Genomic DNA, 23,275 nt, shown 5'->3' with positions numbered 1-23,275 from the left:
GATCCATGTCCCGCGAAGCTCATGGCTCGGGCGAGCCGCTTCTGCGCTACCAGGTGCCCATCAACCAGTGGGACGAAGCCGACCGTCCCCGCGAAAAGCTCATGCGCCGGGGACCCTCGGCCCTCTCCGATGCCGAATTGATCGCGCTGATCTTCGGCAGCGGCACACGCACGAAGCAGGGATCCATCTCGGCCGTGCAGCTCGGGCAGGCTCTGCTCCGGGCCTACGGCTCGCTCTACGCGCTGGCGCAGCGCGACCTGAAAGAACTGACGCGCGTGGCCGGGGTGGGGCCCGCCAAGGCCGTGCAACTTGTGGCCGCCTTCGAGATCGGCCGCCGCGTCGAAGCGCAGCGGCCCGGCCGCCGCATCCAGGTGCGCACGCCGGCCGATGTGGCCGCCTGCTACGGACCGCTCCTGCGCGACCTCAAGCGCGAGGTTTTCAAGATCGTGCTGCTCAACACGGCCAACTACATCATCGCCGACTACACGATCAGCGAAGGGGGGCTGGCCGCCAGCATCGTCGAGCCGCGCGCCGTCTTCCAGCGGGCCATTCTCGACAATGCGGCCGGCATCATCTGTCTGCACAACCATCCATCGGGCAATCCGGAGCCCAGCGCCGACGACCTCCGGATTACGCGCCAGCTCGTCGAGGCCGGCCGCCTGCTGGGCATCCCCGTCCACGACCACATCATCATCGCCGGCACCACCTACACCTCGCTGGCCGAACGCGGGCTTATGGGGTGAGCTCGGCACGAGCTTCCTCGGCCGAGCGCACCAGACGGGCGCCCCAGGGACAGTAGCTTCCCAGCGTATCGACGAAGTAATCCAGGTGGGCCTCGACGTACGCGGGCGTTGCGTCGCACACCTCGATGCTGACTTCGGCCAGCTCCCACCGGTCCGGCACGAAATGCCACGACCAGGGCGCGTTGTGGCCGCCGTCGCCCCGGGCGATCGGTCCGATGGGGAACAGCCGCCGCTCCGGAAAGGGCCGGTCCAGTTCGGCCTCGGCCTGTGCGATCACCGCAGGCAGGGACGTCTGCGCCCGGAACAACGCGCCCGTGGCCGTATGCACGAACAGGAACGTCCGGGGCTCCGGCGGCGACTCTCCGGCGCAGGCGCCGAGACCCAGGAGCAACAGCACGCCTGTCAGAAGCCGTATTTTTGCAGGGTTTGACAGGAATTCAACAGGAAGGCGTTGCGTCGGGCGCATCATCGGGCTACTTTTGAACGCTCCTTCTTTCGTCAAAAATAGGCCAGCAACCACCATGCAGGATCGGCTCGAAAAGATCGTTTCGCTCTGCAAGCGGCGTGGGTTCATCTTTCCGTCTTCGGAAATCTACGGAGGACTGGCGGCCGTGTACGATTACGGCCCACTGGGCGTCGAGCTCAAGCGCAACGTGCAGCAGCGCTGGTGGGAGGCCATGGTCTATGAGCACGAGAACATCGTCGGGCTCGACGCGGCGATCCTGATGCATCCCATGGTGTGGAAGGCGTCGGGCCATGTGGATGCCTTCAACGATCCGCTCATCGACGACCGCCAGTCGAAGCGTCGCTACCGGGCCGATCAGCTCATCGAAGATTACATCGAGAAGCTCCGGGCGAAGGGCGAAACGGAACGGGCCGAGGCGCTGCACCGGCGGCTCATCGAAGCGCTCAACGCCGAGGACATGCCGAAGGCGCTCTACCAGATCATCATGGACGAGCGCATTCCGTCGCCCGATTCGGGGGCGTTCGACTGGACCGAGGTACGACAGTTCAATCTGATGTTCGTCACGCACGTGGGGCCGGTGGCCTCCGAAGAAACGAAGGTCTATCTGCGCCCGGAGACCGCCCAGGGTATTTTTGTCAACTTTCACAACGTGAAGGACTCGTCGCGGCTCCAGATTCCTTTTGGCATTGCGCAGATCGGCAAGGCGTTTCGTAATGAGATCGTGGCCCGGCAGTTCATCTTCCGGATGCGCGAGTTCGAGCAGATGGAGATGCAGTACTTCGTAAAGCCGGGCACGCAGATGGAGGCCTTCGAAGCCTGGAAGGAAAAGCGCCTGCAGTGGCACATCGAAAACGGCATCCGGCCGGATCACCTGCGCTTCCACGTGCACGAGAAGCTGGCGCACTACGCCGACGCGGCCGTCGATATTCAGTACCTGTTCCCGATGGGCTGGCAGGAGGTCGAGGGCATCCACTCGCGCACAGATTATGACCTGCGGCGGCATCAGGAGTTCTCCGGCAAAAAGATGGAATACTTCGATCCGCAGACGCAGGAGCGCTACATTCCGTACGTGGTGGAGACCTCGGCCGGACTGGACCGCACGATCCTGATGCTGCTCTGCGAGGCCTACGACGAAGAAGAGGTGGAAGGCGAAACGCGCGTGGTGCTCCGGCTGCATCCGCGCCTGGCGCCCATCAAGGTGGCCGTGTTACCGCTGGTGCGCAAAGACGGCATGCCCGAGCGGGCGCAGGCGCTGGTGCGCGACCTGCGGCCGCTTCTGAACACCTTCTACGACGAGAAAGGTGCCATCGGCCGGCGCTATCGGCGCATGGACGAGGTGGGCACGCCCTTCTGCGTCACGATCGACAGCCAGACGCTCGAAGACGGCACCGTGACCGTGCGCGACCGCGACACGATGCAGCAGGAACGCATCCCCGAAACCCAGGTCCTCGCCTACATCAAAGACCGCCTGCGTCAGTGGAAGCCGGTGGGGGCGCAATAGGAAGCACTGAATAATAGCTGATTTCCAATCCCGGCCCCGCTGCAGGAACGTTGCAGCGGGGCCGGTTTTTTATGGGCGTTCGGGAACGGAAGGCGACCGGCAACGCCATGGCGGCACGAATCGCTACGGAAACGCTGCGTACAGTCGAAGACCTGCGGCGGCGCCTGGCACGTATCGACGGTCGGGGCTACAAAGCCTACAAAACGCTACAGGGCGCCTACGATCTGGGCGACTTCGTGCTGCATCTGGTGCACGTGCAGGGCGATCCGTTCGCCACGCCCAGCCGCGTGCATGTCTGGATTCCACAGCGCCACGCGGGTTTTCCGGAGTGGAGCTATGGCTCGGAGGCCCGGGCCGTCGGCGTGGCCCATCTGCTGGCCCGCACCTTCGCCGAAAAGGCCCGGCGCATCAGCCGTCCGCGTGGCAGCGGCCACAGCGGCCGCATCGAAATGGACCGACCCGGTCAGGAAGTGCTCCCTCGCACGGCCGTACGCCTGATGGCCGAGGGTGTCGAAGCCCGCTTTTCCATCGGACTCCCCGCCCACGGCCGCCGCATTGCGGCCGACGAAGCCCGGGCGTTGCTCCTGGAAGACGTGCCGCGCGTGGTGCGCGAAAGCCTTCGGTTTGCCGCCTACGATCCGGAAACCGTGCGCACCTTCGCCGAAGTGAACGAGGACGCCACCTGGCTCCGGGCGCAGCTGCCCGCCTGGGGGCTGGTGGCGTTCGTGGCCGACGGTGCCTGCCTGCCCCGACGGTCCGGCGTCGATGAGCGGCCGCTGGAAACCGGCGCGGTGCTGTTTGCCTCGCCGCCGTCGCTGCGGCGCGAGGTCGTGCTGCCCAGCGGTCGCCGCCTGACCGGCATGGGCATTCCGGCCGGCGTGACGCTCATCGTGGGCGGCGGCTATCACGGCAAAAGTACGCTGCTGCGCGCGCTGGAACGCGGCGTCTACAACCACGAGCCCGGCGACGGCCGGGAGTTTGTCGTGACGGTGCCCGACGCCGTCAAGGTGCGCGCCGAAGACGGCCGTAGCGTGGCCGGCGTGGACCTGTCGCCCTTCATCCGCAACCTGCCCTCGGGCATCGATACGCGCACGTTTTCGACGGCGAACGCCAGCGGATCGACCAGCCAGGCGGCCGCCATTCAGGAAGCACTGGAGGTGGGGACCTCGCTGCTGCTCATCGACGAAGACACGGCCGCTACGAACTTCATGGTGCGCGACCGGCGTATGCAGCGCCTGGTGCCCGGTGCGCAGGAACCCATCACACCGTTCATCGACCGCGTGCGTCAGCTTTACGAAACACGCGGCGTCAGTACCATCCTGGTCGTGGGCTCCAGCGGCGACTTTTTCGACGTGGCCGACACCGTCATCAAGTTGCACGAATACCGGGTGGAGGATGTGACGGACGCCGCCCGGGAGATTGCCCGCCAGCTTCCGAGCGAGCGGATGCCGGCGCCGGACGATCCCTTTCGGGATCCGCCGGTGCGGCGCGTGCCGGATCCGACGAGCGTTTCGCCCCAGAAGGGGAAGCGTGCGACCTACGTGCGGGCACGCGGACGCGAAACGCTTCAGCTCGGCACGGCCGTGATCGATCTCAGGGCCGTCGAGCAACTGGTGCATGTGGCTCAGACACGGGCCATCGGTCAGGCGTTGGCCTACGCCCTTCGTCGCTACATGGACGGTCGCCGCACCGTTCCGGAGATCATCGCGGCCGTGATGGAAGACATCGCGCGGGAAGGTCTGGACGTGCTCGATCCCAAAGGCCTGCTGGATCTGGCCGGCTTCCGGGCACAGGAGCTGGCCGCTGCGCTGAACCGTCTGCGGACGCTCCGGGTGCGCGTCGAATCGCCTGTCTGAAGTCATGGACGTTGCGGTTTTGACCGAATGGGAAACGCTGCGGGAGCGGTTGCTGCAGGGGCCACCGTGGCGTACGTTGATGGTGGCCGGTCCGGTCAACGCCGGCAAGACGACGCTGGCGCGCTGGTTGGCCGCGCAGGTGAGCGAACACTACCGGACGCTCTTTCTGGACGCGGATCCCGGCCAGTCGCTCATCGGGCCGCCGACCACGCTGGCGTTGAGCCGGGTGCCGATCGACCCCGACTGCTGGCTCCGGCTCCGGTTCGTCGGACACATCTCGCCCGAGGGCCATCTGCTGCAGATGCTCAGCGGCCTGGTGCGTCTGGTCGAAGCGGCCCGCTGGCATCGGGCGCAGCGGCTGGTGATCGACCTGCCGGGCCACATGGCCAACGACGCAGGCCGCGAGCTTTTCTTTCAGATGCTCGACGTGATCCGGCCCGACTACGTGGTGGCGCTGCAGCGCGAAGACGAGCTGGAACCGGTGTTGCGGTGCTTTCGACGGAGTCGACGTCCGCGCATTGTGCGACTACCGGTGGCCGAGGCCGTGCAGGAACGCGACCGGTGGGTGCGCAGCGACTACCGGCGCGAGCGGTTCCAAAGGTACTTTGCCGGGGCGCGGCTGCGGCGACTCTCGGTGCAGGCCCGCGGGTTGCACGGCATGGTGCCACCACTGGACAACCCCGAGGCGGTCCGGCATCGCCTGGTGGCCCTCTGCGACCGGCACGGCTTTGCCCGTGTACTGGGCATCGTGGCCCGGTACGACGCCGAGCTGGCGTGGCTCCATTTCTGGGCGCCGCCGTTTCGGGCCCGTGAGATCGCCACGATTCAGTTCGGGCGCTTTCGGCTGGATCCGGCCGAGGTCGGATTAATCACGCGCAGGCGACCGCCCACCGGAGATGTGCCGCTCCGGACCGACGCGCTCGGCGAGTAGATCGTCGGGCGTGTTGACGTTACGTAGCGGTGCGTCCGGAACGGGCAGCGTCGTGACGGAAAGCCGATCGAGTAGCGCCTGCAGCGCATGGCGACCGGCGGCGAGCCAGGCTTCAGCTACCGGGCGCAACACGTCCACGTGGTAGAGTGCACAGAGCGGCTGGCGGTGGCCGTCGGGTGTGACGGGCACGACGGCGGCGGTTTCCGGTGAGCGGGCGGCCAGCAGTTGCCGGAGTGTGTCGTCGGTCAGGAAGGGCAGGTCACAGGCCAGTGCCAGCAGCCAGGGCGTCTGCGCCGCCCGGAGACCGGCCACCAGACCCGCCAGCGGGCCGGCGTCCGGGACGGGATCAAGCAGACGGGGGACCTCCAGTGGCACCAGGTCGAGGTAGAAGTCGCCGTCAGCCCGGACGCTCAGCAGCACGTGTGGCGTGAGCGCGCAGGCCGTCTCGTAAATGCGCCGGAGCATGGGTACGCCCCCTACCACGGCCCGAGCCTTGTCCGTGCCGAAGCGGCGACTGCGTCCGCCGGCCAGCAGCAGGGCGGTCAGGTCAGCGTTCGGCGGCGACATCGGACGGCCGGGCCTGCGGTTTGTGCTGACAGCCGATGTCCTTCTCGATCAGCAGCTTGAGCGTTCGGTTCGGACCGGCCGCCTGGCGCGCTTCGATGCCGATCTGGTCGCTGTCGAGCCAGCGCCGGGCTTCCTCGATGGGAAGCCGTACGGTCAGGTGCGCGCCGTCCAGGTGCGCGACCGGCACGGCCGTCTGCGCATCGATGCGGAGCGTGCAGGTGAAGGCCGTCTGCGCGTCGAACGGCGTGACGAGTTCAACCCGACCCGTCCGGCGCAGCGTTTCCAGATCTTCGGCCTCCAGGCGAAGGCGCACGTCGCGTTCGGTCAGGCGTAGCTTCATGGCAAGCAGCGGATTGGTTTTGACGTTATACCGGTTTGCGGGGCGAAAGGTGCGGGCGTATCGCGAAAGCAGGACGAGCACCTCCTGTCTGCAACCGGCCCTTCGCACAGGCACGGCTGATATGGGATCGCTGATTTACCGGTGTATGAGGGTGCCACAACCCCGTTTGGCGAACGTAATCCGGCGGGTATGATCGGGCGGACACAGGGGTCCGCCCCTACGGGATAGGGAAAACGTTAAGGATCTGGTAGGGGCGCACCGCCGTGTGCGCCCGTGCTTCCTTACATGCACTATGATTTCCCGGAAATCGTATGATTCATTCAGTCAATTTATGAAATTGGTGTTAAGTTGAAGGAGGGATGTAGAAAGGGCTTGCGGGAATGAAAGGGTACTCCTACTTTGGTCAAACGATAAAGTAACCGTTAACTATTCTGAAAGAAACCGGTACCACCCAGGGCGTGGTGCCGCTGCTTGTATCGAAGGACCATGAAAAACTGGTGGCTTGCACTGAGTCTGACCCTGGGAGCGCTGACGGCCGTTCCGGCTGCACTGGCGCAGGGTACGGTCTATGGCGTGGTGACCGATTCGCTGACGGGCGAGGCGTTGCCGGGAGCCAACGTGTATCTGGTGGGCACGGGCAAAGGGAGTGCGACCGATCTGGAAGGACGCTATCGCATCACGGGCATTGCACCCGGCACCTACACGCTGCGCGTTTCCTATCTGAGCTATCAGACGCGCGAATTGCCCCTGCGCATTCAGGACGGGGAGACGATCGTGCTGAACATTGCCCTGGTGCCCGAGTCGATCGGTGGAGAGGAGATCGTGATTGTCGGACAGGTCGAAGGCCAGGTGGCCGCCATCAACCAGCAGCTCAACGCGAACACGATCGTCAACGTGGTCTCGGAGGAAAAAATTCAGGAACTGCCGGACGCCAACGCGGCGGAAGCGCTTGGGCGGCTGCCCGGGGTGGCCGTGCAGCGTTCCGGCGGCGAGGCCAACAAGATCGTACTGCGTGGGCTGAGCGATCGCTTCACGACGATTACGGTCGATGGTGTGCGGTTGGCTGCGACCGACGCGGACGCCCGGGGCCTCGATCTGAGCACGATCTCGCAGAGCTCGCTGGCCGGCATTGAGCTGTACAAGGCGTTGACCCCCGACAAGGACGCCGACGCGATTGCCGGTAGCGTCAACCTGGTCACCAGGAAAGCGCCCGAGCAGCGGCTCGTTCGCTTCGATGTGCGGGGCGCTTACAATCAGCTGAACCAGACCTGGGGGCAGTACGATCTGAGCGCCCGCTACGGAGAGCGCTTCTGGCGCAAGCGGCTGGGCGTGCAGCTCATCGGCAGCCTGGAGCGGCGCGATCGGAGCCGCGAGTACTACGATCTCTCCTACGATATGGGGCTGGCCGGCGGTACGGACTACGAAATCTCCGACATCGAGCTGAACTTCCGTAACGAAATCCGCACGCGCCAGGGCGTCAGCCTGTTGCTGGACCTGGACACGCCGGATGGTGGGACGATTCGTTTCAACAACGTCTTCAACGCCACCCAGCGCAGCTTCATCGACTACTATCGCAACTATCCCACCGAGGGCTCCGAGATGTTCTATGGCGCCCGGGATCGCGAGCAGAACATCTACACGTTCACCAGTGCGCTGCGGGGCGAACAGTACCTGAGGGGATGGCAGCTTAACTGGGGGGCTTCCTATGCCCGGTCGCAATCGCACGATCCGTTCGACTTCGATATCAGCTTCACGGAGCCTTCGGCCACCGATCCCCAGGGCAATCCGATCGCCGGCATGGGGCGCATCCCGCCCGAAGAGCTGAAAGGTCCGCCGGAAAGCATTATTTCCCATGCGTTGAACAACTTCGAACGGGCCTACTTCTACACGGCGTTCTATCGGGAGGAGGAAAATCGCGAAGGGGAGACCACGCTGTACCTGGATCTGGCGCGGGACTACGCGCTGGGCGGGGGAGTGGCCGGACAGTTCAAGCTGGGCGGAAAGTTTCGGAGCAAGACGCGCTTTCGGGAGCGCAGTGAGCTGCTGGCGCCCTATTACAACGAAGCGTTTCCGCGCTACGTCCAGACGGCCGATGGGCAGGTCGTACCCAAGGACTTTACAGGCACCCCCTTCGAGCAGCTTCAGATGGTGGGCGACCGGCTGCTGGTGACGAACTTTCTGGGGGCCAATCCGGAGGACCGCGACCTGTTCGACCGCTTCCGGCTCTATCCGATGATCGATCGGGATCTGCTCCGCACCTGGTGGGATCTGAACCGAGACGGTTTTTCGGATCAGGCCGGGACGAACCCGGAGTTCGAGCGCAATCTGGAAGCCGACGCTTATTTCTATGACCTGACCGAGCGGGTCTCGGCGGCCTATGTGATGAACACGTTGCATTTCGGGCCGCGCGTTTCGCTCATTGCCGGGGTGCGCGTCGAGCGCGAAAACAACGACTACCTCACGCGCTACACGCCGGATGACCTGTCCGGCTTTCCGGTACCCAAAGGGACCTATCGAGACACCAGCAGCACGTTTTCGGAGACCATCTGGCTGCCGAACGTACACCTGACGCTGCGGCCCACCGATTTTCTCACGGTGCGGTTGGCCGCCTACAAAGCGCTGGCGCGTCCCGACTACAACCAGCGTCTGCCCAGCTTCGTGGCGCGCAAGGCCGGCACGTTCTATCCCGGCAACTCGCTTTTCGTAGGCAATCCGGATCTGAAGGCAGCGCAGGCCTGGAATTACGAGGTGAACGTGGCGCTTTACGACGGCCGTTTCGGGCTGTTTTCGGTGTCGGCCTTCTACAAGGACATCAAAAACATGTACCACCAGATCAACGGCGCGTTTTTCGACGCCGCTTCGGCCGACTCGCTGTTCGACAGGCTGGGAATCAACGTGACCAGTCCCTTCCAGAACGAAGGGTTCGCCCTGACCTATCCGTACAATTCCTCGAAGCCGACGCGGGTCTGGGGCGTGGAAATCGAGCATCAGGCCAACTTTCTGTTCCTGCCGGGGGTGCTTCGCAACCTGGTGCTGACCTACAACCTGTCGTTCATCCGGTCGGAGACCTACATCCCGGGCACGCAGACCGAGGAGTACTGCGAGGAGATTCTACCGGGCATCTGCGTGCCCAAGCTGCGCTATCGTTTTGTTGAGCGCAAGCACAAGCTGGAGCGCCAGCCGGACTTCCTCAGCAACGTGGCGATCGGCTACGACTATCGGGGCTTTTCGGCGCGGCTTTCCATGTTCCACCAGGGCGAATTCAACACGCGCTTTTCGCCCAATGGCCGCGACGATCGGGTGGTCAAGAGCTTCACACGCTGGGACCTGGCGCTCCGCCAGCAGATTCGGCCCAACCTGTACGTCCTGCTCAATGTGAACAACCTGACGAACGTCGAGGAGGGCACCCTTGTGCTGAACCGGGTGCAGGGCTGGCGGCTGCCCAACGATCGGGAAATCTACGGGACCACCGTGGACTTCGGCCTGCGGCTGGTACTCTGAAAACTGAACCAATCCCTTCAACCAACCGGAGGAAGCCATGAGGACCGCTACGAGTGCATGGATCGGGCTGCTTGTCCTGTTATTGTTCGGCGCGGCGAACAGCAGGGCGCAGGAACTGATCGTCGAGCCCTTCAACGTGTCGGGGCAGTATCTGAACGAGGTGATCGCTGGCGACACGACGGCCACCGGGGAGCGGAACGACCCCAACCGGGTGTACGTGCTGCGGCGCAACGGCGTTTACCTGGTCAACGACGACATCATCGTTCGTGGATTTGACCTACGCCTGATGACGGAAGAAGGCGAGGGCGAAAAAGCCATCATCTATCCGGTGGTGAATACCCAGACCGGTACGTTTGCGGCGGACCCGATCATTCGCATGGAGGGCAACGTCTGGATCAAAGACGTGGTGCTGGTGGGCTATGTGGACGCCGATCCCAACGAGGTGGTCAACATCGGGAGTACGATCATCCGCACCACTTCGCCGGGATATGATCTGATCCTAGACGGGGTCGTCATGTCCAACACGCGGGGACAGCACATCCGCACCGAGGCGGCCGCGCGTGTGATCCGCATTACCAACACGATTTTCGCCAACATGGGCGATCTGGGACGCTCGAACTTCGGGGCCGGCAAGGCCATCGACCTGCGGGATACGTCGGTCGATACGTTGTTCATCCAAAACTGCACGTTCGTGAACTTCCAGGACCGCATCATTCGCCACCGGTCCAGCACGGCGCCCATCAACAACCTGATTTTCGACCACAACACGATCCTCAACGGCATGTCGTATCACGGCACGCTGGCCCTGGGATGGGTGGGCAAGAGCGTGCGGATTACGAACAACCTGTTTCTGGATTCCTTCGTGCTGGGGGCCGACACGAGCGACGCCAGCCGTCAGGCCGAGTTCGACGAGCACGGCGAGCTGTACCCCAACGGCAAGCCGCGGATGATCTGGATCTTCTCGGTGCCCAACGATACGACCCAGTGGGTCGTGTCGAACAACTACTGGGCCGTGTCGGACTCGGTGGAGGCTTTCTATGAAAAGTACGGCGATGGGGCAGGCGACGACGGCAACCCCGACAACGGCACCGACGGCGACAACGACATCATCGGGCCGGGCGCGCCGCTTTCCTACCACATCAACAGCCGCCTGGGAGCCGACTCGGTCAATGCGTTCATCGAACTGGAGGATCTGCAAGTCGCCAACCGGCCCTACATCAGCAAGATGCTGCGTATGGCCGAGTGGTACCGGACGCAGACCGGCCGCACCAAGTCCACCACGAGCTTTGTGCGCGCATTGCACGACTTCGATCGGAAGCCGGTGACGTACTTCATGCGTGAGTTCGACGCTTCGTATCCCACCGATTCGCCCGCGTACACCGGCGCGGCCAAGGGCTTCCCGGCCGGCGACCTGAACTGGTTCCCGGACAAAAAAGCCGAGTGGGAACTGACAACCATCGAACGCCAGCCCGGCAACCTGCCGGTGACGGCCTTCCGGCTGCATCAGAACTACCCGAACCCGTTCACGCGGGAAACCCGCATCACGTACACGCTGCCCGAGCCGGCCACCGTCACGCTGCGCGTGTTCAACCTGCTGGGGCAGGAGGTGGCCCGTCTGGCCGATGGCGTCCGGCAGGCCGCCGGAGTTTACACGGCTACCTGGGATGGCATGGACCTGCTGGGCCGGAAGGCGGCCCCCGGCGTCTACTTCTACCGCCTGGAAGCCGGGGGCACGGTGCTGACGCGCAAGATGTTGCTGCTTCCGGCCAACTGATGCCCTTACGGGGATGGTAACAGGGCAGACGCCCCGGGAGCCGTAGCTCCCGGGGCGCTTCTGCTTGCAAGACCTGACATGACGATGAATCATCGGAGCCCCATGCGCTGGTACGGACGAATTCTGGGAATCGGACTGGGTTGTCTGCTGGGACTGATCGCGCAGGCGCAGCCGCCCGACGTGCGGCCGTGGTCGGTCCGCATGGCCGAGTCCGTCATGCGCCAGAAGCCGCTACTCTCCGAGCGCTGGCACTACGAAGTGGGCGTCATGCTGCGCGCTTTCGAGGAACTCTGGCTCAGGACAGGTGAATCGCGCTATTTCGAGTACATCCGGGCCAACATCGACCGGTTTGTCACGCCGGAGGGCACCATTCGCACCTACGAGAAGGAGGAGTACAACCTGGATCAGATCAACACCGGGAAACTGCTGTTTCTGCTCTACGAGCAGACCGGAGAAGAACGATATCGCCGGGCCATCGATACACTGCGCGATCAGCTCCGGCACCATCCGCGCACCAGCGAGGGCGGCTTCTGGCACAAAAAAATCTATCCCTACCAGCTCTGGCTCGACGGCATCTACATGATGGGGCCGTTTCTGGTGCGCTACGGCGTGACGTTCGGCGACGCGAAAGCCATCGACGAAACCGCCCGTGAAATTCTGCTGGTCGCCCGCTACCTGCGCGACCCGCGCACCGGTCTTTACTACCACGGCTGGGATGAAAAACGCCAGCAGATCTGGGCCGACTCCATCACGGGCCGTTCGGCCAACTTCTGGGGCCGTGGCATGGGCTGGTATGCCATGGCGCTGGTGGACGTGCTGGACTGGCTCCCCGCAGATCATCCCGATCGTCCGGCGATCATCCGGATCCTGGAGGATCTGGCCGAAGCCGTGGCGCGCGTGCAGGATCCGGTCACGGGTCTCTGGTACCAGGTGCTCGATCAGCCCGCCTATCCGGGCAACTACCTGGAGGCGTCCGCTTCGAGCATGTTCGTGTACGCGCTGGCCAAAGGAGTACGCAAAGGATACCTGCCGGCGAAATACCTGGAGGTGGCCCGGCGTGGCTATCGGGGGCTTGTAAAGCAGCTGGTTTCGGTGGATCCCGATGGGACGGTACACCTGCATCAGATCTGCGCGGTGGCCGGACTGGGCGGGCCGCGACAGCGGGACGGTTCGATTGCGTACTACCTGAGCGAGCCGATCGTCAGCGACGATCCGAAGGGCGTCGGTCCGTTCATTCTGGCCAGCCTGGAGATCGAAGCTTTTGAGGGGGGCGCCCTGCACTGAATGCCCCGATAGGAGCGGCGCGTGCGTCTGGATTCCGGGACAGCAATGGGCGCCTCTCTGCACAGGAAGTTTACCCTGAAATTTTGAGCTAACCTTTGAAAAAACATGCGCTGGTGCAGGATTCTGCTGCTGGGACTGCTGCCGCTGCTGGGCGGAGCCGTCGAAACGCCCGAAGCGGTGCGCGTTCGCGTGGAGAATCCCTCGGATGTGGCGCGTCCCGACGAACTGGTCGAGCTGGCCTGGGCGCCGCTGGCCGAGCGGCTTCCGGCCCTGACGCCCGAGCAGGTGCGCGTGCGTGACGAGGCCAGCGGCCGGTCGGTCCTGCACCAGGTGGTGGACAACGATGGCGACGGGCGTCCGGACGTGCTGCTCTTTCTGGTGAGCCTCTGGCCCCGCGAAGCGCGCACCTATCGCGTGGAGGCCGCGGCCCCGGAGACGACCTTTGCCGCCCGGGCTTTCGCCTATCACGAGCCGCAACGCGACGATGTGGCCTGGGAAAGCGATCGGGTGGCGTATCGCACCTACGGCCAGGGCCTCTGGCAGCTGGAGTCGCTCGTGTCGAGCGGCATCGACGTCTGGCTCAAGCGCGTGCGCAATCTGGTGATCACCCGCTGGTACGCGAAGGGGCACGACGCCTATCATATCGACACGGGCGAAGGCGCCGACTTTTTCTCCGTCGGCCAGAGTCTGGGCGCCGGCGGCACGGCCATCTGGCACGAGGGACGGCTGTTTCCGGCCCGCAACTTCAAGTCGTACCGCATCCTGGCCGCCGGTCCGCTCCGGGCCATCGTGGAACTGCACTACGAACCGTGGGAGGTGGGCGGCCGCCAGGTGTCGGAAGTGCGGCGCATCACGATCGACGCCGGACAGTATCTGTTTCGGGAAGAAGTGACTTTCCGGGCGGCCGATAGCGAGCCGCTGACCTATGCGATCGGACTGGTCAAGCGCGAAGGGGTAACGGGCGCCTGGAAGCAGCGCGACGACTGGACCTGGCTGGGCGTCTGGGGACCGGTCGAGCGCAAAAATGGCGGACACGGCGAGCTGGGCACGGCCGTCCTGATGCCGGGCGACCGGCTCGAAGCGGTGCGCGAGACCAACGACCACTACCTGCTGCTTGGCCGCATGCGTCCGGGCGAAACCGTCGTGCACTATGCCGGGGCAGGATGGACGGCGGCCGGCGACTTCCGCCAGGTCGAAGACTGGTGGGCGTATCTGGATCGCTTCGTGCAGCGCCTTCGAGAGCCGCTTCGGGTGGCGATCCTCACGCCATCGACCGGCGCCCTGCGCACCGCGCCCGACACGTACACCTACGCCGCCGTGGTCGATCCGGCTTACGTCGGCCCCGAAGGAGCGCGCGTGGACGGGGTGCGGCGCTACCGGACCATCGGCCGGGCGCTGGCCGACGTGCCGGCCGACAACGACGCCCCCTACGTGATCTTCGTGCGGCGTGGCCGCTACCATGAGAAGCTTTCCATCGACCGGCCCTTCGTCTATCTGATCGGCGAAGATCGGGAGACGACCGTGCTCTCCTACGACGACGTGGCGGGTGGTCCCTGTACCGACAGCCCGCTGCGGCGGGCGCTGCTGGCACGCTGGCAGGCCGAAAACCGCTCGGCACAGCCCCGCCAACCCGACCGTTGCGGTACGCGGGGCAGCTTCACGCTGCGCATTGCCGCCCCTGCGGTGCGCGTCGCCCATCTGACCGTGGAAAACGCCTTCGACTATCCGGCCTATCAGGACAGCCTGCGCGACCTGCAGGCCGTAGCCGTGCTCGTCGATCGCGAGGCCGACCGCACCGTCTTCTACGACTGCGTGATTCGTGGCTATCAGGACACGCTCTTCGTCGAGGGCAACCGGAGCTATTTTCGCAACTGTACGATTCTCGGCCATGTCGACTTCATTTTCGGCGGGGGCACGGCCGTTTTCGAAGCCTGCGATCTGATTTCGCGGGATCGCGGCCGGCCCAACAACGGCTACGTGGTGGCACCCAGCACGCCCCGGAGCCGTCCCTACGGGCTGATTTTCTATCGATGCCGCCTGCTGAAGGAATCGCCTGCGATGGCTCCGGCTTCGGTGTGGCTGGGACGTCCCTGGCATCCCTCGAACCAGCCGGGGCTGGTCAGCAGCAACGCCGTTTTTCTGCACTGCTACATGGACGATCACATCCGGCCCGAGGGCTGGACGGAGATGCACGGCGTGGATCCGATGGGTGAGCGGCTTTTCGAATACGGCAGCAGCGGGCCGGGAGCCCATCCCGATCGACCCCGGCTCACGGCGGCGGAAGCGGTGCTGTACGCGCCGGTCCATGTGCTGGCCGGATGGACGCCTTGGCGAGACCTCGTCTGAAAACCGTGGGACTGGATCGCCGCACCTTCCTTGAAGCCCTGCTGGGCACGGCGGCGCTGGGATGGCGCCGGTGGACGCCGCCGGAGGATTACGAAGCCCCGGCGCGTGACGCCGAAGCCGGCTCGGTGCTCGGCGCTTACGGCGACTGGGCGGCCGCGCTGGCCGAAGATCCACCCCGGCTGTCGCTTCGCTGGCAGGAGACCGTGGATCTGGCAGCGTGGCGGCAGCAGGCGCGCGCCCGGGTACTGGCGTTGCTGGGCATGCCGGAGCCCGGTGCGGTGCTCCATGCCGAGGTAGTGGCCCGCGTTGCGCACGACGGTCTGATCATCGAGGACCTGCGCTGGCAGCTTCCCTTCGGGCCGCCCACGCGGGCCTATCTGCTGCGTCCGGCCGACGCTTCGGGTCCGTTACCGGGTGTGCTGGCCCTGCACGATCATGGCGGCGACAAATTCTTCGGGCGCGAGAAGATCGTCGATCCGGGCACGCGCCATCCCCTCATGGTTGCCCATCAGGAAAAGCTCTACGATGGACGGGCCTGGGCGAACGAACTGGCACGGCGGGGCTACGTGGTGCTGGTGCCCGATGTGATGGCCTTCGGCAGCCGGCGCATCCGGCTGGCCGACGTGCCGCCACGTGTCCGGCGCGGGTTGCCCGCCCGGGAGCCCGAGACCGCCGAGGAAATCCGGGCCTACAACGAATGGGCGTCGTGGCACGAACACATGGTGGCCCGTTCGCTGCTGGCGGCCGGTACGACCTGGCCGGGCGTGCTGCTGGCCGAGTTGCGCGGGGCGCTCGATGTACTCTGCAGACGACCGGAAGTGGACGCTCGCCGCATCGGGTGCGCGGGGCTTTCGGGCGGCGGCTGGCAGACCGTGCTGCTGGCGGGGATGGACGAGCGCATCCGCTGTGCCGTGGTGACCTGCATGCTCACCACCTGGCGCGACCTGGCCCGCAATCGGAGCTACACGCACACCTGGATGCTCTACATTCCGCTGCTGGCCCGTGACCTGGACTACCCCGAATTGCTGGGGCTGCGGGTGCCCGCTCCAACGCTTGTGCAGTGCGGCCGCCGGGACCCGCTGTTTACACTCCCGGAAATGGAACGGGCCGTACAGATCCTGCAGGAAGTGTATCGACGGGCTGGCGCGCCCACGCATTTTCAGGGCCTGTTCTACGACGAAGGCCACCGCTTCAATCGAAGCATGCAGGAAGACGCGTTCGCCTGGCTGGACCGGTGGCTGCACGGGTAGAACGTGGTACCGGTGGGTTGGCGCTGGCGCCGTGGGCGTGACCGCCGGAAGGATCCGACGGCCACGCCCGGATGGCACTACAGGTCCAGGTGCAGATCGACCACCATGTAGGCCGTGCGGCCGTGGTGTCGGATCGGGCGATAGTAGACGCCGTTGTGGCAGTAGTACACGCGCCCGTGGACATGCACCACGCGGTAGGCGACCGGCAGCACCGGCACGATCGCACCGACGGGGGCCCGCACCACCACGAAGCCGCCCCGTACCGGCCGGTAGAAGACGCCCGCATGGTAGTGATAGCGCACCTTTCCGACATGCACCACCACGTGGCCATGTGGAAGCACTTTGACGACACGCTTCGGATGGGCCTGAGCGGCGTTTGGGCTCAGTCCAGCGCTCAGCATACCGATCAGCAGCAGGGCAAACAACGACTTCAGCATACGCATGGCGCCTCACCGCAGGTCTGGTTTGTTGGGTCGTGCTATCGGATATACCCGCAGGCCGCACCGTTCCCCTATGCCAGACGCGAGCGTTTGCCATCGGAAACGCAGCTTGCTTGCTCGGGCGCAAGGGGAATCACCTAACAAAAAACCCGGACCCTGTCGTGGGTCCGGGCTGGAGGACGGAGCCACCGGCGTCGGCGCTCAGGCCGTGCCGGCCGGCTCGGCCTCGACCTGGGCGATCTTCTCGAAGATCAGGCCCGATCCGTCCGGCGCCACGTCGATCCGGATCGTATCGCCGTCGGTGAAGAACCCGGCCAGGATTTCTTCGGCCAGCTTGTTCGTGATCTCGCGCTGCATGACCCGCTTGAGCGGCCGCGCGCCGAAGACCGGATCGAAGCCGCGCTCGGCCAGCCAGTCTTTCGCCGCGTCGGTCAGCTCCAGCTTGAGCTTGTGGCTGCGGGCCGCCAGCTGCTGGATCCGGGCAAACTGGATCTCGACGATCTTCCGGATCTCTTCGTGGCCCAGCGGCCGGAAGACGATGATCTCGTCGATCCGGTTGAGGAACTCGGGCCGCAGCCGCTGCCGCAGCAACTGCAGGATCTCCTCGCGCATCCGCTCATAGACCTCGGGCGGCACTTCGCCCCCGAAGGCGTCGATGCGCTCGCGGATGAGTTCGGAGCCCAGGTTGCTCGTCATGATGATGATCGTGTTGCGGAAGTCGGCCGTGCGGCCCTTGTTGTCGGTGAGCCGGCCGTCGTCGAGCACCTGGAGCAGGATGTTGAAGACCTCCGGGTGCGCCTTCTCGATCTCGTCGAGCAGAATGACCGAGTAGGGCCGACGCCGGACGGCTTCGGTGAGCTGGCCGCCTTCCTCGTAGCCCACGTAGCCCGGCGGGGCACCGATGAGCCGGCTGACCGAGTGGCGCTCCTGGTACTCGCTCATGTCGATCCGGATCATGGCGTTTTCGTCGTTGAAGAGCGCCTCGGCCAGCGCCTTGGCCAGCTCGGTCTTACCGACACCGGTCGAGCCCAGGAAGATGAACGACCCGATGGGCCGGTTCGGCTCCTGGAGCCCGGCGCGGCCGCGCCGCACGGCGTTCGCCACGGCCGAGATGGCCTCGGGCTGTCCGACCACCCGCTTGGACAGCTCCTCTTCGAGCCGCAGCAGCTTCTCGCGTTCGCTTTCAAGCAACTTCGAGACGGGGATGCCCGTCCAGCGCGCGACAATCTCCGCGATGTCCTCGGCCGTCACCTCTTCTTTCAGGAGGGCGCCGTCTTTCTGGACCTCTTCCAGCTGCTGCTGCGCCTCCTTGAGCTGCTTCTCCAGCTCGGGGATCCGGCCGTAGCGGATCTCGGCCACGCGGCCGTATTCACCCTGCCGCTCCAGTTGCTCCGATTCGATCCGGAGCTGTTCGATCTCTTCCTTGATGCTCCGAATGCGCTGGATCAGCTCTTTTTCCTGCTGCCAGCGCGCCCGGAGCGCCCGCCGCTGCTCTTCGAGGTTGGCGAGCTGCTCGTTGATCGCCTTGAGCTTTTCCTGATCATTGTCGCGCTTGACGGCCTCCCGTTCGATTTCGAGCTGGCGGATCTGCCGTTCGAGCTGGTCCAGCTCTTCCGGCATCGAGTCGATTTCGATCCGCAGCCGGGCGGCCGCCTCGTCGATCAGGTCGATGGCCTTGTCCGGCAGGTGCCGGTCGGTGATGTAGCGGTGCGAGAGTTCGGCGGCCGCGATCAGCGCGCCGTCGGTGATGCGCACGCCGTGGTGCACCTCATAGCGATCCTTGATGCCGCGCAGGATCGAGATTGTGTCTTCCACCGACGGCTCCTCGACGAGCACGGGCTGGAAGCGCCGCTCCAGCGCCTTGTCTTTTTCGATGTACTTCCGGTACTCGTCGAGCGTCGTGGCGCCGATCACACGGATCTCGCCCCGTGCCAGCGCCGGCTTCAGGATGTTGGCGGCATCGACGGCGCCTTCGGCGGCACCGGCACCCACCACCGTGTGCAGCTCGTCGATGAACAGGATCACCTGGCCTTCGGAGGCCGCCGCCTCGCGTACGACCGCCTTCAGCCGCTCCTCGAATTCACCCCGATACTTGGCACCGGCCAGCAGGGCACCCATATCGAGCGCCACAATGCGCCGGTCCTTGAGGCTTTCGGGCACGTCGCCCTGCACGATACGCAGCGCCAGCCCTTCGACGATGGCTGTCTTACCGACACCGGCCTCACCGACCAGCACCGGGTTGTTTTTCATCCGGCGCGAGAGGATCTGCAACACACGCCGGATCTCTTCGTCGCGACCGATGACGGGATCCAGTTTGCCCTTACGGGCCAGCTCCGTCAGGTCGCGGCCGTAGCGCTGCAACGCCTCGTAGCGCTCCTCCGCGTGCGGGTCGGTGACGCGCTGCGCGCCGCGCACGTCCTTGAGCACGTTCAGAATCTTCTCCTTCGTGACGCCCTGCTCCCGAAGCGCCTGACCGACGTCCGTCTGGCTTTCGGCCAGCGCAATGAGCAGGTGCTCGGTCGAGACGTACTCATCCTTGAGCAAGCCCGCCTCGGCCAGCGCGCGGTCGAATACTTTTTTCAGCTCGTTCCCCACGTACTGACCCGAAACGGAGGCGCCATGCACGACAGGCAGCTTGGCCAGCGCCTGGTCCGTCTTCGTGTTGAGCAGCTCCAGGCTGGCACCCAGCCGCTTCAGGATGGATACCGCCGTGCCCTGCGGCTCGCTCAGCAGCGCCTTGAGCAGGTGCGGCGGCTCGATTGCCTGATGGTTCTTCTGCGCCGCAATCTCCAGCGCACGCTGTACCGCCTCCTGCGCTTTGACCGTGAATTTCTGCAGGTTCATCGTTTTCCCTGGTTGATTGGTTTGCGCTCCCTGACACGTTGCCAGTAAATGTGCGCATGCCGGACTTTTACGAAAAACATACCGGCCGACCGACGGGTGACAGGATGGCAGCCGATCGGTCAGGAGGCCGACAGACGGGCACGGAGCAGTCGGGCCGAGTTGCCCAGGATGCCCAGATCTGGCAGCGACTGGGCGGCCGCCGCCAGCACGGGTGGCAGATAGCCCAGCGCGGCGAGCGTGAGTCCGACCAGGTTGTAGAGTGCCGTAAAACCGAGGTTGACGGCAATGGTGCGGCGTGTGCGTCGGGCCAGCCGGAACAGGGCGGGAAGCTGGCGCCAGTCGTCGCGGAGCAGCACGATGGCGGCCGTGTCGAGCGCCACGTCGGTGCCCGAGCCCATGGCGATGCCCACGTCGGCCTGCAGGAGGGCCGGGGCGTCGTTGACGCCGTCGCCGATCATCACGACCGTGTGGCCCCGGGCCTGGTATTCCCGGACGATGCGGATCTTGTCGTCGGGGAGCAGGCCGGCCCGGCAGCGCAGGCCCAGCCGGCGGGCCAGCGGTTCGGCCGCGCGGGGATGATCGCCGGTGAGCAGTTCCAGATGGTGCACGCCCAGCGCTCGGAGTGCTTCCAGCGCCTCGCGCAGGCCTGGCCGCTCGGTGTCGGCGGCGGCCAGCAGGGCGGCCGGGCGGCCGTCCACTTCCATGAGGATGAGCGTCTTGCCTTCGGCTGCCAGCCGGGCAGCTTCCGGGAAGGCATCGGGCTCGGGCAGCCGCTGCAGGCGTACCCGGTGGCCGTCGAGGCGGGCTTCGATGCCGACGCCCGGCAGCGGGCGGGCTTCGTCGGGTCGCCGTAGCGGCAGGCCGCGCGCGCGGGCCGCTTCACGGATGGCTTCGGCCAGTGGATGCTCCGAGGCGTATTCGGCCGCTGCGGCCAGCGCCAGCAGCGCGTCCGGCGATCGGCCGTCGAGGGGCACCAGGTCGGTGAGCCGGGGACGGCCGAGCGTGAGCGTGCCGGTTTTGTCGAGCAGAACCACGTCGGCGCGGGCCAGCGCTTCCAGGTAGCGGCCGCCCTTGATCACGATGCCCTGGCGGGCGGCCGCACCGACGGCGGCCAGCACGGCCACGGGCGTGGCCAGCGCAAACGCGCAGCTACAGGCCACCACGAGCACGGCCACCGTGGCCATCACGTCGCCGCGCAGCAGGTAGGTGCCCAGGGCCACGGCCGCCACCACCGGCAGGTAGTAGGCCGAAAAGCGATCGGCCAGGCGCTCGGTGGCGCTTCGGTTCGCCTCGGCGGTTTCGACCAGGTGCAGGATGCGGCCGAACGTGGTGGCAGCGCCCGTGCGGGTGGCCTTCAGGCGCAGGTAGCCCTGGCGAACGAGCGAGGCGGCCAGCACCGCATCGCCCGGACCCACCTCGGCGGGCATCGACTCGCCTGTGAGCGCCGAGGTGTCGAGCGTGGCCGTTCCTTCCAGCACCTCGCCGTCGACCGGCACGCGCTCGCCCGGACGCACCAGCACCACGTCGCCCGGCTGCACGGCTTCGGCGGGCAGTTCGACCAGCTCGCCGCCGCGCTCTACGCGGGCCGTGCGCGGCATCAGTCGGCTCAGTCCCCGCAATGCGCTTCGGGCCTGCTCCGTCGTGAAGCGTTCCACATAGTCCCCCACCCGCATGAAGAAGACCACGACGGCCGCCGTCGGCCAGGCGCCGACGGCGAGCGCCGCCAGCGCGCCGATGCTCATCAGCGTATGGGTGAGGATGCGGCCCCGAAGCAGCGCCTGTACTACCTGGCGAAAGACCGGATACCCCAGCACAACGACCAGCGCGATGCCGATCGGGAGCGGCACCCGGGCAGTGAGCTGTTCGAAAAGCCCCAGCCACTCGCCCAGCACCACGACCGTCAGCACGGCGCCGAACAGAAAGGCCAGCAGGCCGGCCGTGCGACGCGCCGGGGGAGCAGCCGGTGCAGGCGTTTCGGTGCGAGGTACGCGGTAACCGGCGGCCTCGACGGCCCGGCGGAGGGCGTCCGGCTCCGGAGGGCGGGCCGGATCCACTTCCAGCACGGCCTTTTGCGCCGCCAGCAGCACTTCGACGCGACAGACGCCCGGTACCTGCTCGAGCGCCCGGGCCACGTGGCGCGCGCATTCGGCGCAATCCATGCCTTCGACGGGCAGTTCGATCGTCTTCATGGCGCGTTGTAGCGTTTTTTCCGGTGATCCATATTTGTTTCTGAGATAAAGTTCGATCGTCTTCATGGCGCGTTGTAGCGCGTGCAGTGGTACACGCCCCGGGCGACGTCGGCCAGCACCTGCTCGGCCAGCCGCAACAGCTCGGCGATGCGCTCGTCGCTGAGCCGGTAGACCACGAAGCGCCCTCGTCGGCTTCGGCGTACCAGCCCGCAATCGAGCAGGCAGCGCAGGTGGTTGGAGACGTTGGGCTGGCTCAGTCCGGTGGTTTCCACAAGCGCCGTCACGGTCTGTGGCCCCTCGCGCAACGCCTCCAACAGCGCCAGGCGCGACGGATCGGCCAGCCCGCGAAACAGCTTCGCCTTTAGTGCGATGCCGGTGTCGGTGATCGTCAGCATAGGTTTAAAAAATGATCATATCATTATGTAATGATATTAATTTAATACCGTGATCGCGTGCCGTCAAGAGCGGATCATGGTGCGCGGGCGGAAGTTTTCTCCAAGAAAATAGATACGCAACGGAGGGAGCCATGCAACAGGAAGCACCGGTACAGGAGCGGCCTTTTACCGTGCCACCGTTTGCGCAGGAATGCCTGGAAGCGGCCGCAGATGCCTGGGGTGCCTCGTTTCGGCACCCCTTCGTGCGGGCACTGGCCGAGGGCACGCTCGACGCCGAGCGGTTTCGCTTCTACCAGATGCAGGATGCCCGTTATCTGGAGGCTTTCGCCGATGCCTGCAGTCTGATCGCCACGCGGTGCGTGCGGCCCGACGACAAGCTGTGGTTCATCGACGCGGCCCGGCTGGCGCTGGTCGTCGAGCGCGAGCTGCATGCCGGCTATGGCAAAAAGCTGGGCTACACGCTGGAGGATGTGGCGCGCATTGAGCTGACCCCGAACAACCGGGCCTATCAGGACCACATGATCGCGACGGCCGTGCGCGGCACGCTGGTCGAGGCGGTGGCGGCCATCACGCCGTGCCCCTGGCTGTACGTCGAGCTCGGGCAGCATCTGGCGCGGGAGCTGGGCACGATCCCCGACACGCACCCGTACGCCGACTGGCTCCGGATGTACAGCAACCCGGAGTTCAATACGTACATGGACAATCTGCTGGAGCGTCTGGAGCGGTTTGCGCGGGAGGCGGACGACGCAGCGCGAGCGCGCGCGAAAGAGGCGTTCCGCACCAGCGTGCGCTACGAGTGGATGTTCTGGCAGCAGGCCTGGGAGCAGCAGCGCTGGCCGGTCTGACCC

The 23,275-nt window shown here is 65.6% G+C and carries 17 protein-coding genes; 10 read left to right on the top strand and 7 right to left on the bottom strand.

Features of this window, described 5'->3' with window-relative positions; translation table 11 throughout:
* Positions 1–5: 5 nt before the first annotated feature.
* Positions 6–743, top strand: coding sequence for a RadC family protein (radC, locus tag GYH26_RS13335; RefSeq protein ID WP_161542073.1), 738 nt, complete (start codon positions 6–8; stop codon positions 741–743).
* Here the strand turns inward: radC and GYH26_RS13330 are convergent.
* On the bottom strand, positions 733–1,140 hold the full coding sequence (locus GYH26_RS13330; RefSeq protein WP_242006439.1) for a hypothetical protein: 408 nt from the start codon (positions 1,138–1,140) through the stop codon (positions 733–735). The two genes, radC and GYH26_RS13330, sit on opposite strands and share 11 nt — an antisense overlap.
* A 124-nt stretch (positions 1,141–1,264) precedes the next feature.
* Here GYH26_RS13330 and GYH26_RS13325 point away from each other — a divergent pair, with 124 nt between their 5' ends.
* The 3 genes from GYH26_RS13325 (at position 1,265) to GYH26_RS13315 (ending at position 5,497) form a co-directional block, all read left to right on the top strand.
* A complete protein-coding gene (locus tag GYH26_RS13325) occupies positions 1,265–2,710 on the top strand; it encodes a glycine--tRNA ligase (protein ID WP_161542071.1) in 1,446 nt (481 codons plus the stop codon).
* Between the two features lie 107 nt (positions 2,711–2,817).
* Positions 2,818–4,566, top strand: coding sequence for an ABC-ATPase domain-containing protein (locus GYH26_RS13320; RefSeq protein ID WP_161542070.1), 1,749 nt, complete (start codon positions 2,818–2,820; stop codon positions 4,564–4,566).
* 4 nt (positions 4,567–4,570) lie between these two features.
* The gene (locus GYH26_RS13315; RefSeq protein ID WP_161542069.1) at positions 4,571–5,497 is read left to right on the top strand and encodes a Clp1/GlmU family protein; all 927 of its coding nucleotides are present in this window, start codon (positions 4,571–4,573) and stop codon (positions 5,495–5,497) included.
* Here GYH26_RS13315 and mobA read toward each other — a convergent pair.
* Positions 5,432–6,064, bottom strand: a complete 633-nt coding sequence (gene mobA, locus GYH26_RS13310) for a molybdenum cofactor guanylyltransferase (protein WP_161542068.1) — start codon at positions 6,062–6,064, stop codon at positions 5,432–5,434. The two genes, GYH26_RS13315 and mobA, sit on opposite strands and share 66 nt — an antisense overlap.
* Entirely contained in the window at positions 6,045–6,404 is a 360-nt protein-coding gene (locus GYH26_RS13305) for a DUF7009 family protein (RefSeq protein ID WP_012844960.1), read from the bottom strand. The genes mobA and GYH26_RS13305 overlap by 20 nt, the downstream gene beginning before the upstream one ends.
* Positions 6,405–6,890: 486 nt before the next feature.
* Here GYH26_RS13305 and GYH26_RS13300 point away from each other — a divergent pair, with 486 nt between their 5' ends.
* The 5 genes from GYH26_RS13300 to GYH26_RS13280 all read left to right on the top strand — a co-directional run bounded on the left by GYH26_RS13300 (position 6,891) and on the right by GYH26_RS13280 (position 16,559).
* Positions 6,891–9,905: a TonB-dependent receptor gene (locus GYH26_RS13300; RefSeq protein WP_161542067.1), complete on the top strand. Its 3,015-nt coding sequence runs from the start codon at positions 6,891–6,893 to the stop codon at positions 9,903–9,905.
* 37 nt (positions 9,906–9,942) lie between these two features.
* Positions 9,943–11,679 (top strand): T9SS type A sorting domain-containing protein, encoded by a 1,737-nt coding sequence (locus GYH26_RS13295; RefSeq protein ID WP_161542066.1) that lies wholly within the window; start codon positions 9,943–9,945, stop codon positions 11,677–11,679.
* 102 nt (positions 11,680–11,781) lie between these two features.
* Complete coding sequence (locus GYH26_RS13290) at positions 11,782–12,963, top strand: glycoside hydrolase family 88/105 protein (protein ID WP_161542424.1); 1,182 nt, start codon at positions 11,782–11,784, stop codon at positions 12,961–12,963.
* 105 nt (positions 12,964–13,068) lie between these two features.
* On the top strand, positions 13,069–15,309 hold the full coding sequence (locus tag GYH26_RS13285) for a pectinesterase family protein (protein ID WP_161542065.1): 2,241 nt from the start codon (positions 13,069–13,071) through the stop codon (positions 15,307–15,309).
* Entirely contained in the window at positions 15,282–16,559 is a 1,278-nt protein-coding gene (locus GYH26_RS13280; protein WP_161542064.1) for a prolyl oligopeptidase family serine peptidase, read from the top strand. Before GYH26_RS13285 ends, GYH26_RS13280 begins: the two co-directional genes overlap by 28 nt.
* A 77-nt stretch (positions 16,560–16,636) precedes the next feature.
* On the opposite strand, the gene GYH26_RS13275 is transcribed toward GYH26_RS13280, so the two are convergent.
* From GYH26_RS13275 to GYH26_RS13260, 4 genes are all read right to left on the bottom strand, one after another.
* Positions 16,637–17,002 carry a DUF6515 family protein gene (locus GYH26_RS13275; protein WP_161542063.1) on the bottom strand — a complete coding sequence of 122 codons (366 nt, stop codon included), beginning with the start codon at positions 17,000–17,002 and terminating at the stop codon, positions 16,637–16,639.
* A 198-nt stretch (positions 17,003–17,200) separates the two neighbouring features.
* The gene (gene clpB / locus GYH26_RS13270; protein WP_161542062.1) at positions 17,201–19,843 is read right to left on the bottom strand and encodes an ATP-dependent chaperone ClpB; all 2,643 of its coding nucleotides are present in this window, start codon (positions 19,841–19,843) and stop codon (positions 17,201–17,203) included.
* Positions 19,844–19,962: 119 nt separating this feature from the next.
* A complete protein-coding gene (locus GYH26_RS13265; protein WP_161542061.1) occupies positions 19,963–22,032 on the bottom strand; it encodes a heavy metal translocating P-type ATPase in 2,070 nt (689 codons plus the stop codon).
* Positions 22,033–22,094: 62 nt separating this feature from the next.
* Positions 22,095–22,427, bottom strand: a complete 333-nt coding sequence (locus GYH26_RS13260; RefSeq protein WP_161542060.1) for an ArsR/SmtB family transcription factor — start codon at positions 22,425–22,427, stop codon at positions 22,095–22,097.
* 131 nt (positions 22,428–22,558) lie between these two features.
* Here GYH26_RS13260 and tenA point away from each other — a divergent pair, with 131 nt between their 5' ends.
* Entirely contained in the window at positions 22,559–23,272 is a 714-nt protein-coding gene (gene tenA / locus GYH26_RS13255; protein WP_161542059.1) for a thiaminase II, read from the top strand.
* Positions 23,273–23,275 lie beyond the last annotated feature (3 nt).

This window comes from Rhodothermus marinus, assembly GCF_009936275.1.
Classification (GTDB): Bacteria; Bacteroidota; Rhodothermia; order Rhodothermales; family Rhodothermaceae; genus Rhodothermus; species Rhodothermus marinus_A.
The sequence above is the reverse complement of the archived record's forward strand: the minus strand, read 5'-3'. Positions and strand labels throughout refer to the sequence as shown.